14 protein-coding genes and 1 pseudogene are annotated in these 15,782 nt (G+C 41.2%); 6 read left to right on the top strand and 9 right to left on the bottom strand.

Annotation, left to right across the window (positions count from 1 at the left end; all coding sequences use genetic code 11):
• Positions 1-22 precede the first annotated feature (22 nt).
• From AO382_RS11365 to AO382_RS11280, 6 genes and pseudogenes are all read right to left on the bottom strand, one after another.
• A pseudogene (locus AO382_RS11365) lies at positions 23-802 on the bottom strand (pirin family protein).
• A 324-nt stretch (positions 803-1,126) separates the two neighbouring features.
• A complete protein-coding gene (gene msbA, locus AO382_RS01930) occupies positions 1,127-2,983 on the bottom strand; it encodes a lipid A export permease/ATP-binding protein MsbA (protein ID WP_064617680.1) in 1,857 nt (618 codons plus the stop codon).
• A 38-nt stretch (positions 2,984-3,021) separates the two neighbouring features.
• On the bottom strand, positions 3,022-3,849 hold the full coding sequence (locus tag AO382_RS01935; protein ID WP_064617919.1) for a glycosyltransferase family 25 protein: 828 nt from the start codon (positions 3,847-3,849) through the stop codon (positions 3,022-3,024).
• Between the two features lie 364 nt (positions 3,850-4,213).
• Entirely contained in the window at positions 4,214-4,816 is a 603-nt protein-coding gene (locus AO382_RS01940; RefSeq protein ID WP_064617682.1) for a class I SAM-dependent methyltransferase, read from the bottom strand.
• Positions 4,817-5,089: 273 nt separating this feature from the next.
• Positions 5,090-5,551, bottom strand: coding sequence for a hypothetical protein (locus tag AO382_RS11275; protein WP_201030206.1), 462 nt, complete (start codon positions 5,549-5,551; stop codon positions 5,090-5,092).
• Positions 5,552-5,613: 62 nt separating this feature from the next.
• Positions 5,614-5,892 (bottom strand): hypothetical protein, encoded by a 279-nt coding sequence (locus AO382_RS11280; RefSeq protein WP_201030207.1) that lies wholly within the window; start codon positions 5,890-5,892, stop codon positions 5,614-5,616.
• Positions 5,893-6,064: 172 nt separating this feature from the next.
• Between AO382_RS11280 and AO382_RS01950 the strand changes: the two genes are divergently transcribed.
• Both AO382_RS01950 and AO382_RS01955 read left to right on the top strand, forming a co-directional pair.
• Positions 6,065-7,063, top strand: coding sequence for a glycosyltransferase family 4 protein (locus AO382_RS01950; protein ID WP_064617684.1), 999 nt, complete (start codon positions 6,065-6,067; stop codon positions 7,061-7,063).
• A 2-nt stretch (positions 7,064-7,065) separates the two neighbouring features.
• Positions 7,066-8,049, top strand: a complete 984-nt coding sequence (locus AO382_RS01955) for a glycosyltransferase family 4 protein (RefSeq protein ID WP_064617687.1) — start codon at positions 7,066-7,068, stop codon at positions 8,047-8,049.
• A gap of 21 nt (positions 8,050-8,070) precedes the next feature.
• On the opposite strand, the gene AO382_RS01960 is transcribed toward AO382_RS01955, so the two are convergent.
• Entirely contained in the window at positions 8,071-8,832 is a 762-nt protein-coding gene (locus tag AO382_RS01960) for a glycosyltransferase family 25 protein (protein WP_064617689.1), read from the bottom strand.
• Positions 8,832-10,427 (bottom strand): glycosyltransferase family 2 protein, encoded by a 1,596-nt coding sequence (locus AO382_RS01965; RefSeq protein ID WP_064617691.1) that lies wholly within the window; start codon positions 10,425-10,427, stop codon positions 8,832-8,834. The genes AO382_RS01960 and AO382_RS01965 overlap by 1 nt, the downstream gene beginning before the upstream one ends.
• A gap of 130 nt (positions 10,428-10,557) precedes the next feature.
• Between AO382_RS01965 and AO382_RS01970 the strand changes: the two genes are divergently transcribed.
• The 4 genes from AO382_RS01970 to AO382_RS01985 all read left to right on the top strand — a co-directional run bounded on the left by AO382_RS01970 (position 10,558) and on the right by AO382_RS01985 (position 14,745).
• On the top strand, positions 10,558-11,073 hold the full coding sequence (locus AO382_RS01970) for a hypothetical protein (protein ID WP_064617692.1): 516 nt from the start codon (positions 10,558-10,560) through the stop codon (positions 11,071-11,073).
• An 8-nt stretch (positions 11,074-11,081) separates the two neighbouring features.
• Entirely contained in the window at positions 11,082-11,408 is a 327-nt protein-coding gene (locus AO382_RS01975) for a hypothetical protein (protein ID WP_227513601.1), read from the top strand.
• A gap of 442 nt (positions 11,409-11,850) precedes the next feature.
• Positions 11,851-13,260: a type I glutamate--ammonia ligase gene (glnA, locus tag AO382_RS01980; RefSeq protein WP_064617696.1), complete on the top strand. Its 1,410-nt coding sequence runs from the start codon at positions 11,851-11,853 to the stop codon at positions 13,258-13,260.
• Positions 13,261-13,443: 183 nt separating this feature from the next.
• Positions 13,444-14,745, top strand: coding sequence for an FAD-dependent oxidoreductase (locus AO382_RS01985; protein WP_064617698.1), 1,302 nt, complete (start codon positions 13,444-13,446; stop codon positions 14,743-14,745).
• A gap of 27 nt (positions 14,746-14,772) precedes the next feature.
• On the opposite strand, the gene AO382_RS01990 is transcribed toward AO382_RS01985, so the two are convergent.
• A complete protein-coding gene (locus AO382_RS01990; RefSeq protein WP_064617700.1) occupies positions 14,773-15,687 on the bottom strand; it encodes a lysine exporter LysO family protein in 915 nt (304 codons plus the stop codon).
• Positions 15,688-15,782 lie beyond the last annotated feature (95 nt).

A 15,782-nucleotide genomic window follows, 5' to 3' on the forward strand; every position in this document is an offset into this window, starting at 1 on the left:
ATTGGTTAAATTATAAGTAAAACTATCGTGATGAACGGGTTAAGACTTGAGTCTGATGGATCAGCATTCTGTGATCATCAAAGATAAAAGATCGGCTCATAGGCACTTTAATCAGCAACACTTCAGCATTCGTATCGGCTTGTACATTCAGTGTATCTACTTCCCACACGCCCAAGCCATCTCGCTCATCTAAAATGGTGTCATTAACACGGATTTTACCTTTAATTACAGAGACATAGACACCGTTATCGGAATTTTTGAGCGTATATTCGCTTGAGTTGCCATCGTCAAAATGACCAAGATGGAACCAAGCATCTTGATGAATCTAAACGCCTGCATCATCAGCATTGGGCGATAACACTTGACCGAATTCATTTTTGCCAATCAGGTCAGCCAGACTGATTTGCTGATAGCGTGGGGTGACGCCAGCTTTATTAGGCTGAATCCAAATCTGCAAAAATTTGACAATTTGATCAGCATTGGCGTTCATTTCGCTGTGAGTGACGCCTGTACCTGCCGACATGACTTGGATGTCGCCATTTTTAATAATGCTGCCATTTCCCATGCTGTCTTTGTGCGCCAAATCACTACTCAAAGGGATGGAAATAATCTCCATGTCGCGATGCGGGTGCGTGCCAAAGCCTTGACCACCAATGACTTGATCATCATTGATGACAAGCAGCGTCCCAAATCCCATGCGTTTTGGGTCATAATAGTGACCAAAACTAAATGTGTGACGGCTTTTTAGCCAGCCATGATTAGCGGTACCGCGACTGTCAGCTGCGTGATATACAGATTTCATAAAAACTCCAAAATTTAATCATTCATTGGGTATAGTATAATCAGCAGTCAGCAAATGATAAGGGCGAAAATTCAAAGATAATTTTGCAAATTTGCAAAGTTAGAACGGTCAAAGTCAAGCCAAGGGCGCTATAACGCCCAGTTTTGTACTATAACTGATGACTGTAAAAAAATCATGACACTTAAAGCTTGGCGATATTTGGGCGGGTTTAGATAGCGAGAGGGGGGATTGTGCCAATTTCAGTTGGATTTGATCAAATAATAGATAAAGCCAAGCGCTTATTAAAATTGAATAAACGCTTGGCTTTGGGTTTTAAACGAGTACTTAAGATTCTGTGATGGCGGATGAATTATGGAGCATCGCATAATACCCATCTTTTGCCAAAAGCTCTGTATGAGAGCCTTCTTCAATGATTTTTCCGCCGTCCATGACGATGATACGGTCGGCTTGTTCAATCGTGCTTAAGCGGTGAGCCACAATGATGCTGGTACGACCTGACATTAGACGCTCAAGTGCTTGCTGTACAAGGCGCTCAGACTCATTATCAAGAGCGCTGGTAGCTTCATCTAGCAGCAGAATCGGCGCATCTTTTAAAATGGCGCGCGCAATCGACACGCGTTGGCGCTGACCCCCTGATAGCAGACTACCATTGGCGCCGATCGGCTGATACAGACCTTTTGGGTGCTTGTTGACCAGCTCACTAAGATTGGCGGCTTCTAAAGCTGCCATAACTTCTGCTTCGGTAGCATTTGGGCGTGAGTAACGCACATTTTCAAATAAGGTATCATCAAATAAAAATATCTCTTGAGAGACTAAGGCGAACTGGCTTCTTAGATTGGTAAGCTTTACTTCTTGAATATTAATATTATCTAATAAAATCTCACCAGCAATGGGATTGATAAAGCGCGGCAGTAGGTTGATCGCAGTGGTTTTACCTGATCCTGATCGCCCAACAAAAGCGATTTTTTCGCCAGGACGGATATCAAGATTAAAATCATCGAGTGCTTTGGTTGTTTCATTGTCATATTGCACGCTGACATGATTAAAATGAATGTAGCCTTTGACATTGCTCATCTCGATCGTACCCTCATCATCTTCAGGCTGGGTATCCAAAAAGGTGCACACTGAGTCAGCTGCCAAAAACATCGTCTGCATCGGGATGCTGATATTGGCAAGATTTTTGATGGGTCCAAACATCTGCATCATCGCCACGATGAACGCCATAAATTCACCAATGGTGGTCAGTCCTTGCTGACTTTGCCATAGGGCAAAAAATATCACACCGGCCAATGCTGTGGAACCAACCACTTCGCTGATGGGGGAGCGAGCTGCGTTGGCTTGGCTGATTTTTTTGCCAAGTCGCACGATGATATTATTGACTTCAGAGAATTTGGCAGAAGATTGCGCCTGACCACCAAACAGTTTGACCACGCGGTGACCTTGATGGGTTTCATTGACAACATTATTTAATGAACCAATACTTTTTTGAGCGTTATCAATAATGTCCTTAAGTCGATTACGATAGTAGCGCGACAGGGCGGACAGTACTGGAAACATAATCATAATAAACAATGCAAGCTGCCAATTCAGATAAAACAGCACGCACACCAAGCCAATCACAATTAAAGTATCGCGTGTTAAAACGATAAATACATTACTGGCATTACTGATGGAGTTTTCGGCCATCTGCACCATATTCATCAGCATCTCGCCTGAGGGCATGGTTTGGTGGTGCGCTGATGAAAATGACAGCATTTTATCAAACATATCTCGGCGAAGATGACCGATGGCGGTGGTGGCTATCCATGCCATCAAATAAGCGCTGATAAAGCGGCAAATCCCACGAAAGATCACCAAGCCCATAAAAAACAGCGGAACGATCCAAACTTTATTTTTTGTACCCCAAATCATATGCTGAAAGCTTTGGGCATAATACTTTAGCTTCGCGCCTAGTCCATCTCCTGTCAGCATGGGGATGTTTGTAGGATCGGCAACTGCAAAGCCTTGATTGACAAGTGGGGCAATAAATGCCGCTAAATAACTTTCACTGAGGGCAACCCCAACAATAGCGAGCAAGGCAAACAAAATGCGTGCTTTGTATGGCTTGATATAAGTCATAAGCCGCATAAAACTTGCGGTATCTTTTTCGGAGAATAGGCCGAAGGTGAGTTTGCTAATCATAAGCCTCTCTAAAAATCTATACAATAAACCGCAAATAATTATCTAAATTTTGATTTTGAAAAAAAATACCTATATACATTGTTTGTCAAAGTAGTAACTTGAACAATGATTCTATGAATTTCTCTAATTATTTTACGCTTGTAACGAGTATATGGTAGTTCGTTTTTAAGTATATTTTCTGATATTTGCGAATTATTAATTCTAACCCTGCGATCCGCTTCTAACTGGCTTTTAAAAACATTAATATTATTATTTCCAGCAGTGTTCACTCGGTCGCTTTGCACAACGATAGCAGGATGCATTTGGAATACATCTATTTCTTTTAAATGAGAATCAAATAAGACATGGTCAATAGGGATGATTTGCTGATAACTTTTGATTATATTTAAAAATTTATTAATTGAATGTGTATTTAGGATGTACCCGGCTGCGCCCAAATGAACTGAATTTATTTTTCTCAGTTTTCTATTTCCTGGCAGTCTAAGACCAGTGAAATCCATATCAACCAATTCTTGAAAGAACTCAAGTTTAACCGTGTCTATGTTTTTTGGTATCCATTTTGTATCACCAAGGTATAAATGAGAGTTATTCCCCAAATATACATCGTCTTCAAAAATGGCGATATAATACATGTTTTCCTCTAAAGCTTTATGCCATAAGGATAAATGGCTAAATAGACAGGCTAATTCACCTTTAGTTAATTCAGACGAGCCGACATTGATATTATATCTTTCAGCTAAGTTGTCAACCTGTTCTGGCGTCACTGCATCAAAAAACTCAAAATCCACACCTTGTTTACCAAACTCGCGTATGATATGATCTCGTCTTGCTGATGCTGTCGTTAAACTGATAACGTAATTTTTCATCATAATCTGTTATTGATAAATATGCTCATATTATTTACAAATTACTCAGCTTGTCAAGATATACCTTAAAGAATCTTCATGCGATGATAATTATTAATTTATAATATAGATAACTTTAAATTTGATCGTATATTCTAAAAATTAAAATATGGTTAATGGTGATTCGAAGACGGATGCTCTGAGTGACTGTTATTTTTGAGGATGTGATTGAAATGCCTTCAAGAAAATTATCAGGGAAAACCTTAGAATCAATCTATCAAAAATTAAAGGTATAATCGCTAATTGATTAAGTTATATCTACTAAAATAATATTTGTGATTGATTTAAAATTATTTTTGGGAGGTTTAAATAGTACATCATTTTATCAAACCTTTTTCAAGATAGCATTAAACCATTGCTCACTTCTGTCTTTTCTATTGTCTCGCGTGATCCAAGTTTTGATTGTTTGGGCGTTAAGATGGTTATTGATATCAGACCACCGCTTGTCATTCATATCACAAAAATATCGCCCATCCTTTAGTCTATCCTGGTCGCCATATTTAAAGGATAAATAAATGATACCATTTTCTATCAATAAATTTAGAAGTGTATTTATTAAATTGACTAAATGATCAAAAGGAATGTGCAATAAAGAAGCACAAGCCCAAATCCCTGAAAATTTACCTTGCCAAGCTTGTTGGTAAATTTCATCAAAATTAAGGCATAGCCAGTCTATGTGTGGAGTGTTGGCGTTTTTTGCCAGGTCAATCAAATTCTGACTGCCGTCAATGGCGGTGACATAATAGCCCAAATCGCCAAAATATCGACTATCGCGACCTGAGCCACAACCCACATCCAATATATGCAGGGCGTCTTTTGGTAGGTTGTGCAAAAATGGCTGATAAATGTCCGTCATATCCACATTAATGGTGTCATGATAAAATTGCAAAGCATGATTTTCATAAAAGCTGAGTGTGGTATTTTTCATCAGATGTCTGCTCTACCCAGCTGATATGGATGCCATGTATGGATAAGTTTCTCTTCTGAAAAATTAAAAGATTTTTGCAAAAACTGTTTTCTTTCAGCTTCGCTTGAGCCTGTTTGCATGATTAATGTTTCTTTTAATGGGTGATGACTACCGATCAAGTATTCATTACGTATGTGCAATTTATTTAATAAATCAACATTCGGCACTCTGGCAAATTTACCGCTTTCACCACGATTGCACTCTGTGCAGGATAAGACCAAATTCCAAACACCGTCAATATTGACAAGAGCGACGACAGCCTACTTTTGCCACATCTGGTTTTAGGATATGGGGGAAGAAGTGATCCACATCCACCAACTCATCAGACCCAGGAAGGATGCTGGTATCTCTAGCGCAGTAAAAACAGCGTCCTTTTCGATAGCCGTTCAAGGCACTGCGTGAGCTGGTGATATTAATTCTTTTGTACTTATCGTCTTTGATGAATAATAAGTCTGAGATTTTATCATATTCTACATCGATCAAATTTCGGCTAATCCCCAGCTCCCAAGCCTTTTCAACCAAATGCCATCTGGATTCTGTTTCTTGGCTGAGATTGGATGCAACGTGATCGAAATCATAAAACAAATGAAATAAATTTTCTGTCAAGCGAATGCCTTTGTTAAACCTGCGCTCATCAACAAAAAACTCTTGGGAAATCACATCAAAAAAGTTTTCTTTAACGGCTTTATTGTTCACAACATGAAAAGCATCTAAAACATAGTTAAACCCTTCTTTTGTGGTGACATTGATCAGTTATTTTATGAGATTAAATGCTTATTATAATCCCTGCATGCCTGAATGAATTTGTCAACATTTTTATTGGTGGATTGCTTGGGGCTGTGTTTAAGGTGTTCGGTAAGGTGCAAGGCATACGGCAGGGCTAAATCATCGAGGGTAATTAAATCTGATTTTCGCTCAAGGCTCACATCAATCAGGCTTTTGGCAAGGGCAAACTTGTAAGAGGCTGTATTTTTGCCAAATAATATAATGGCTCGCCAATAGTTTTCTAAGGTTGGCTCTACATCGACAAAGTCCATTTTGATTCCTTTATTCTTTAATTTAAGTTTGATTTAATTGCTGTGATATACCTTTATAAACAGACAAATCAAGCCAAGGTATCAAAGGCAGTTGGCTAAGATTTCATCATAGTCTTTTATACATAAATATGCTAATATTGGTTACAATTTATTCACCCTGTCAAGAAATGTTATGAAAATTCTTCATGTGCTACTTACTCGTATGCCCATCCCACCGACCAAGTATGGCGGCACTGAGCGTGTCGTGTGGGCTTTGTATTTGGGTCAAAAAGCATTGGGGCATGAAGTTAAATTTTTAACCAAGCATGACAATAAGCACCCAGATGCCTTGGTTTTTGATTCAAAGCTTAGCCTTGAAGAGCAGGTGGAAGGTTGGGCGGATATCATTCATTTTCACTTTCTGTATCGCGGTGAGATCGCCACACCCTTTGTCTGCACCACTCACAATCAACAAGTCACGCCTGCTATATTTCCAAAGAATACCATTTTTTTGGGCAAATTACACGCTGAGCGTAGCGGTGGTCAGGCGTATGTGTACAATGGACTATACTGGCCAGACTATGGAGAGCCCAACCTAGGCAAGCCCCAAAATTATGTGCATTTTTTGGCAAATGCTAAATATAAAGACAAAAACCTTAAAGATAGTGTTGAGATAGCTCACCGTTGTAATAAGCAGCTGCATGTGATAGGCAGTAAGCGCTATTCCTTAAAATGGGCGACTCACGGCAGATATCAGCCTTATTTTTATTGGGGTAATGAAATTACTTTTCATGGCATGCTGGGCGGCGAGAAGAAAAATCAAGTGATCAAAAATTCTAGTGCATTGCTTTTTCCTGTGCTCAATTATGAAGCCTTTGGGCTTGCAATGATTGAAAGCTTATATCTGGGATGCCCTGTGGTTGGCAGCCACTGTGGTTCGGTGCCAGAGCTGATCATTCCTGAAGTTGGCGTTAGCACAAATAAAAAGTCAGTGATGATCGAGGCAATCGCTAATATTGATCAATACAATCGAAAAACTTGCCATGAATATGCCAAAGAGACGTTTAATCACTTGCGCATGAGTCAAGAATATTTAAACTATTATGAAAAAGTGTTAGATGGTGAATCGCTACATGCCAGCGAGCCTGCGGTCACAAAAAATTTGCCTTATGACTTTGAGTTAGATGAATAATTATGAAAATATTACACGTGCTACTCACTCAGCTACCCATACCGCCCAATGATTATGGCGGCACTGAGCGTGTCTTATGGGCGTTATATCAAGGGCAAAAAGCGCTTGGGCATGACGTCAAATTTTTAACCAAACACAATGGTAGTCATCCAGATGGACTGCTTTATGATGACGCACAGTCTCTAGAGACTCAAATACAAGGCTGGGCAGATATCATTCATTTTCATTTCCCTTATGATGGGGATATCAAGACCCCTTATGTGTGTACCGAGCACAGTAACAGCGAAACGCCAAGACAGTTTAATATCAACACCATTTATCTGTCAAAAAAACATGCCGATAATAATACCGCCACATGCTATGTGCACAATGGATTATTTTGGCCAGATTATGGCGAGCCAAACTTGACGTCGCCGAAGCATTATATGCATTTTTTGGCAAAAGCATCATGGCGAATCAAAAACTTGCAAGGCACAGTGCGAATTGCCAAAGGAGCAGGCATGCCGCTGCATGTGCTGGGCGGTCATCGGTTTAATATCCGCCGTAATCCTTACTTTTATTTATCAAATAAGCTGAATTTTCATGGCATGGTGGGCGGTCAACAAAAAAACGACCTAATCGCCAACTCTAAAGGCTTGATTTTTCCTGTCTTATGGCACGAGCCTTTCGGGCTTGCAGTGATTGAAAGCTTATATTTGGGCTGTCCTGTGTTTGCCACGCCATTTGGGGCGATGCCTGACATTATCAGTCAAGAAGTCGGCGTATTGTCAGATAGCTATGCCGTTTTGACCGAAGCTATTAAGGATGTGGCACGATTTGACCGAAGAGCGTGCCATGAACATGCCAAGTCTCATTTTAGCCATATGGCGATGTCTAAGGCTTATCTGGACTGCTATGAGCGTGTGCTTGCAGGCGAGAGCTTAAATCCATTACGCCCCATTTCAAAATCAAACATCAAAGCTCGTCAAAAAATGTCAGACGAATAAATTTGATGACTGTCATCTAAATCAGCGAAATACGACAGTGATATAAAAAAAGCGTTTTCCAAAACTTCTATAAAAGCGCTTGGCTGTTTTGTTTAGTTTGGTAGGAAGGGATTCTTTGGCATGATAAACAGACTTATGATTTTTTCTATCTTGCTCCAGCTGACTGGCTAAATTTTTTGCCTGACTGTCTGGTTGCTGGCACAGCGCAGGGCATAACTGCAGCACCTTACCCATAGACAGATAAGCACCAAACATAACATGATCAATGGCATAACACTCATATTCATCAATGCTTTTAATAAATTGTAGCAGCTGCTGGGCGCCTGACTGACTGAGAATGTAGCCAGCGGCGCCAACGTGGGTGCTTTTTAGGGGGTTAAGCGTTCTTTCGCCATAGTGATGGATGCTTTTACCAACATGGACCAATTCATGCCAAGTTTCAAGTTTGATAATATCAAATTCAAAATCCAGCCAATCATCTTTGATGAAACGAGCTGCATCATCACCCAAAAATACGTCATCTTCAAAAATTGCCATATAATCTAAGTTTTCATCAATCATCTGCTGCCAAAGAGCTGCATGGCTTAAAAAGCAGGCTTTTTCGCCGTCGGTGAGTCTTTGATTATTAATGATTGGCATTGAAAGCTTATGGGAGTACTTGGCAATAGCAGCAGGCGTCACCGCATCAAAAAACTTAAATTCGATGCCTTGTTTACCAAATTCTGCCTGAATATGGTCTCGGCGTTCTTCGGCATGGCTTAGGCTGATGACGTAAGTTTTCATTAATTCTCCTGATTCATCTGCCAAAGCATGATGTATTTATCTAAAGTGTAGCCCATGGATGCCGCCGCTAGGATATAGCCGTATGCACCACCACTAAAATCAGCTCTAAGTACGTATTCGCGCAAAAATGACACCAGCGAGCGACCCATTATCCCAAATAGGCTCACTTGCTTACCTTTGGCATGTTTTTCTTGCGCCCAATCATGGCTATAACGAATGTTCTTTACTAAAAAATGATGTAAATTATCATTAGTGATGTGGGGCAAGTAGCCGTCTAAAACTTGGCTTGGCACACCTTGTTGGTCTAAGGATTCGTGTACTTTTAGGTCGCAGTACCCAAACTTACGGGCATATAAGCGAGCCAATTTATCGGTGTACCAACGGCGTGGCTGAACTTCCACCCCGCAAAACGTATTAACCCGAGCCACACTAAATACTTTATCGGTTTGTACAGGCAGGCTGAGTACCTTGGCGATAGACTCACGCAGCGTCTGGTCAAGTCGTTCATCAGCATCAAGCACCAGCACATAATCGCCTGTGGCATAGCTTTGGGCAAGCTGTCTTTGTTTACCAAAGCCTTGCCAATCGGTATTGACATGCCATTTTGCCCCAAAGCTTTCGGCGATTTGGCGAGTGTTATCGGTGCTGCCACTATCTAAGATGATGATTTCATCAGCGATATCATGCACCGTATCTAGGCACGCTTTTAGATGTTTGCTTTCGTTTTTGCAAATCATCACCAGCGAGAGTGTCGATTTTTTTTGTGAGAGGTCAATGGGCTGTAAGTTTTTTGTCATCGCTACAGAGTTTAAAAATGCCTGCTCGGCTTGATTGTGGCTTAAATCATAAAGACAGGCGTATTTATTAAAGGTATATTGGCTAAACATCAGCGAATAAATCAGTCCATAACGCCCCTGCAAAAATCGTCCATCAATCACATATTGCTTCACAAATGCCCACAAAGGATTAAGTACTACTTTATAAAATTTGCTTGTTTTGCCTTGGGCATGGCGATCATCTGCCCATGCTTTGGCATAGTCTAGGCGTTTCTCTAGCCAAAATTTGGGTGTGGGTGCGGTGTGATGCTCCAAAAATCCGTCCAGTTTTGCGGTATTTGCCCCAGTCAAAACAACGGATTCGTGCACCAAATTATTGTCATAACCAAAGTGCTTGGGATAAAGTCGCCAATGGGCTTTCACACCCCACAAAGCATTGTCAATTTGATGTCCAAACACAAAATCAAGCCGTTTGATGCCATAGACTGTATTGGCAGGGGGATTGTTAATGGTTTGTAAGATGCTGTTTTTGAGTGTGGGCGTGACCACTTCATCAGCATCAAGGGCTAAAATCCACTCACCTGTGGCATGGCTTTGGGCAAGCTGTCTTTGTTTACCAAAGCCTTGCCAGTCGGTATTGACATACCATTTTGCCCCAAAGCTTTCAGCGATATCACGGCTGTTATCGGTGCTGCCACTGTCTAAGATGATGATTTCGTCAGCAAATTCAGCCACGCTTGGCAACGATAATGCCAAATTATGAGCTTCATTTTTGACGATCATGACGACAGAAAGACGATGGGGCTTGGCTGCATTCATTATGATAAACTTAATAAAAATAAAAGCTTATTTTACTGAACTTTATCGTGGTTTTCCAGTATTTTAAACCTAGTCAAAATCAAGATTTCAAAGTACAATAGCGTAAATATATGACTGTCTTGGAAAGTTGATGAAATTTTTAGTTTTTGCAAGTGCATTGAGTGTGGCGATGATGGTGACTGCGTGTGGTGATAAACCGACTGAACAAGCTTCGGTCAGCGCCCCTGAGGCTGACATTCAGCAGACGACCTATATAGGCTGTTACACCATTGACAAGGACACACCTGCCAGTATTCAGATCAGCTTAAAAGATGGTAAATATGTGATGCAGATGAAAGAAGATGAAAGCAAAGCCCAAGTCTGGGATGAGCCTGAGTCTCTGACTGTGCTTGCCAAATCAGATGGTTGGAAATATTTTTCTACCAATTCTATCAATCTGTCTATGAGCGATGTGGCAGGCGAGATCATCGCAAGACCAGATGAAGTCTTGGTGATTGCCAAGCTGCATGAGACCAGCGCCAATACCAATCCGATGCTTGACAGTCACTACGCTGTGTCTTTGATGGGGGCGGTTAACACCATTTATCAAGTGGCATGCGATGATAAGCGCATCAGCTTAACATCAGAGTTTCATCAAAATAAATAACCACTTATTTGAGTGTAAGGAAAATTGGCATGGGATTTTTGGGCTATCTGTTGATGGGTGCGATCGTTTATACCATTGGCTTTTTTATCAATCTAAAGTTATTACATCCAAAGCGTCAGTCAGGTGAGATCACTTCTGTCAAACATCCGACCATCATTGGCTATTTGATGGGGTGCTTTATTGTGATGCTTGGCGTGTCAGCGCTTTTGGGGAGATTTGTGCTGCATCATGAGGGGATTGATTGGGCGTTTATTGGAGTGAATACTTTGGTGGCGACCGTTGTTTTTTATTTTAGTCTCAATCCTGATACGACCAAGATGAATTTGCCTGACTGATTTGGCGAAATTTGGGTCATGATCGCGCTTTTGGAGCGCGATTTTTTATGCTCATTAAACAGATAAGATATTATCAATATATAATAATAAAAACAGATTATATTATCATAAATATTTATAAATTAATTAATAATAAAAATATATATTTAATTTTATTAATATTATAAAAATTTCATAAAAATATGATAAAAATTAAATCGAATAAAATCATATATTTATATTATAATATAATAAAATATCTGCTTATTTATTTTTATAAATAATAAATATTCTTTTATTTATTATTTATATTTATAATATGATTTTTGCTGGGTTTTTACCTTTACCTTTACCCAAAAAAAGCGTATGATAACTGACAAGCCAATCACTGACAGCGCGTAAAGTCGGTAAGCTTAACTGAAAATTTCATAAAAAAGATTTCATAAAAAAGCAGGAGTGTATTATGTCAAACAAGTTATTTGATCTGATCGAATCATCGGGTGCTAAGTGGGTTGATTTTCGTTTTACTGACACGCATGGCAAGGAGCTGCATTTGACTTTTCCAGCGTCTACAGTGGATGAAGACACGCTAGAAGATGGTAAAATGTTTGATGGCTCGTCAGTGGCAGGCTGGAAGGGCATCGAGTCATCGGATATGATTTTGCTTCCTGATTCTGAGACAGCGTATTTAGATCCATTTTATGAGGCGCCAACAGTGGTCGTGACTTGTGATGTGATCGAGCCTGCGACCTTACAAGGTTATGAAAAAGACCCACGCTCAATCGCACGCCGCGCGGAAACTTATCTAAAATCAACAGGGATTGGCGATACGGCTTATTTTGGTCCTGAGCCTGAATTTTTTGTGTTTGATGATGTTAAATGGGATATTGACCAATCAGGCGCTCGCAACACCATCACTTCTGAAGCGGCAGCTTGGTCATCAAACAAAGAGTACCAATGGGGCAATAATGGTCAGCGTCCAGCTGTGAAAGGCGGCTATGCTGTGACTGCACCGATTGATCATTATCATGACATGCGCGCCGTCATGTGTGAGCGCATCGAAGATATCATGGGCGAAGGTCGTGTGGAAGTGCATCATCATGAAGTGGCTTCATGTCAGCTTGAAATTGGCGTGTCTTTTAATACTTTGGTTAAAAAAGCCGACGAAGTACAGCAATTTAAATATGTGGTGCAAAATGTTGCCAATCAATTTGGTAAATCTGCAACCTTTATGCCAAAACCGATTGTTGGTGATAATGGTTCTGGCATGCATGTACATATTTCCATCTCAAAAGAGGGTGTGAATACTTTTTCTGGAGATGAATACGCTGGCTTGTCAATGACGGCATTGTATTTTATTGGTGGTATTATTAAACACGCTCGTGCACTAAACGCTATCACCAACCCAACCGTTAATAGCTATAAGCGTTTGGTACCACATTTTGAGGCACCGATTAAATTGGCGTATTCAGCATCAAACCGCTCAGCGTCTATTCGTATTCCGCATGTCTCTAGCCCAAAAGCGGTGCGTATTGAAGCCCGTTTCCCAGATCCAGCGGCAAATCCTTATTTGTGCTTTGCTGCACTACTGATGGCAGGCATTGATGGTATTGAAAATAAGGTTGGCCCAGGTGAGGCAGCTGATAAAAACTTGTATGATTTGCCACCAGAAGAAGAAGCATTGATCCCAACTGTGGCAGAAAATCTAGAAGCTGCCTTAAAAGCCCTAAAACAAGATCATGCTTTTTTATTAAAAGGCGATGTGTTTAGCAAAGATATGATTGATGCTTATATTGATCTAAAAATGCAAGAAGTTCATAAATTAAATGAAGCGGTGCATCCGCTTGAATTTGATTTATATTATCGCTGCTAATCGCCCGCTTATCAGTTGATAGATGCTTATCGTCTAAAAAACCCCAAGTAGGTAGAAACTTTGGGGTTTACTGCTTGGGATAAATGTTGAATTGAACAGCCCAAGCTTATCAGCGTCAAATTTTCTCTGAAAAATAAAAGTAGATGCGGTAAAATAAACCATATTTTACCGCATCTGACTATTATGACTATTCAAAATCATCCAGCAGACAATCCACCAAGCTCATGGGCTTATCCAAAATCCCAAATAAAACAATATGATATTGCCATTATCGGTGCTGGTGTTGTCGGTATGGTCTGTGCCATTTTACTTGCCAAAAGAGGCAGGCAGGTTATCATTTTGGATAATAAGCCCGCTCCCAGCAAGGCATCGTTTGATCAGCGATTGACTCAGCGAGATGCCAGAGTCTATGCGCTAAATCATAGCAGTATCGATTTATTAAAAAGTGCCGATGTATGGGATGGTATCACCAGACGTGCTGACTATGACCAAATGCATGTGTGGGCGCGAGATGATTTTGGTGAGCTGATTTTTCAAGACGAACGAGCTTTTGAAAATATCATGCTTGGCTCTATGGTTGAGCCTTCGGTGTTGGATGAGGCACTGTGGCGCCGCGCCCAAGCGTGTGACAATTTAACTTTAAAATACGAGATCAGCTTGACGGCTCATGGCATGGCTTTTGATGAGATGTCTGACGGTGTGTGCATACGCTATCAAGCTGATAATCAAGCTAAGATGGTGAAGGCTAAGCTGTTGATTGGTGCCGATGGCCGTGTGTCTTTGGTGCGCCGCGAAATGGGGATTGGGATCGATAAGCTTGATTACCATCAAAAAGCCATCTGCTGCGCCATACGAACTGATCAGCCGCATGATAATACAGCGCGTCAAGTGATGCTACCAACAGGCACTTTGGCACTATTGCCCATCGCTGATCTCAATCAACAGGATCGAGGGCGGTGGCAGTCGATCGTATGGACCTTGCCTGAGCAGATCGCAGAGGCATATTTGAGCGACTACCATCAAAATCCTAAGAGTCTCATAGATAGGTTGGCGTTAGCAAGTGGTTATGTGCTTGGGGATATTCATGAGGTGCAGTCGGTTGCCAGTTTTCCACTGTCTGCACAAAGTGCTAAATGCTATCATAAGGGCTTGATAGCGCTGATGGGCGATGCCGCGCATGGGGTGCATCCATTAGCAGGGCAGGGGCTAAATTTGGGCTTATCCGATGTGAAGGCGCTGATTACTTTGATAGATGTGTACCGCACCAAAAATTTACCCTTAAGCGCACGTTTATTGGGTGAGTATGAACGTGCGGTCAAAGGGCATAATTCGGTGATGATGCACAGCTTTTCTATGATTAATTTTGCTTATGCGTCGGCGCTTGGCGATATTCCTGTGATACGCTATGCGCGCAGTGAGATTGTCAAGGCGATTTCCAAGTCACCATCGGTGATGCGCCTGCTGATCGAGCGAGCCAATCGCTAAGCGGCTGGGCTTGATGCGCCTGACAGGTTACCCAAATGAGCTAAATAGCACCATCAGCACAGGCGAGACGACATTAGTAATAAATCCAAAACTGATGACCATGGGCATGATGTGGGTACCACCTGCCTGCAAGATGGTTGGCAGCGTAAAATCAAGACTGGTCACACCGCCCAAGCCGACGCCTGCAGAAGTAGAGTAGCGCATGACCCACGGAATAAAAATCAAGGCTATCACTTCGCGAGCCAGATCATTGAGTAGGGCGACGCTGCCCCATACCGCCCCATAAGCATCTGTCATAATTGTGCCTGAAAGTGAGTACCAACCATACCCAGACGCCAAAGCCAAACCCTGCATGAACGTGACTTCATCAAATAGCAGTGCAAACACTGCCCCTGATAAGGTCGTGCATAGCATAAATATGGCGCTTATTTTTAAGCCCTGTTTATTCACCAAAGCCTGCTTTAAGGTGATGCCTGAGCCTTTTAGGCTGACACCCACAAAAAATAATAACGCCATTAAAAGCACAGTTGTAGTCTTATCAGGTGGTATAAACTGGGCTGGCAAAAACTTGGCAGCGACGAACCCGATCGCTAGGCAGACCAGCTGCACCAAACTGCCCCTTAGGCTGATTTTTGGTTTGTTGGTTAAAGATGCCTGATTTTTAGGCTGATTTTTTAGCGAATATTTATCAAATATGCCAAGACTGATCAGCCCAGCCCCGATCGTTAGCACGACCAATGTACTCAGATATTTGGCAATATCACCAACTTTTTGTGCTAAGTCTTCTACCAATCCTAGCTCAATACCAATCACAATCAAAATCAAATATACCAAATAATTGAGCGCCCGCTCGCTGGCAGCGACCCTTTTTTGTGATGTGGGTAGTGCAAACCCAACAAACATTGGGCTTAGAATCAGCAATAGTGTGATGATGCCTTGCATCCAATCCCCTAAATTTATCAAAGCAAAAATAAACTGGCATTGTAACATTTTCAACAATAATTTTGGCGATTATCCACCGTAATTTGATTAATCAC

The sequence above is a fragment of the Moraxella catarrhalis genome (assembly GCF_001656295.1).
Lineage (GTDB): Bacteria > Pseudomonadota > Gammaproteobacteria > Pseudomonadales > Moraxellaceae > Moraxella > Moraxella veridica.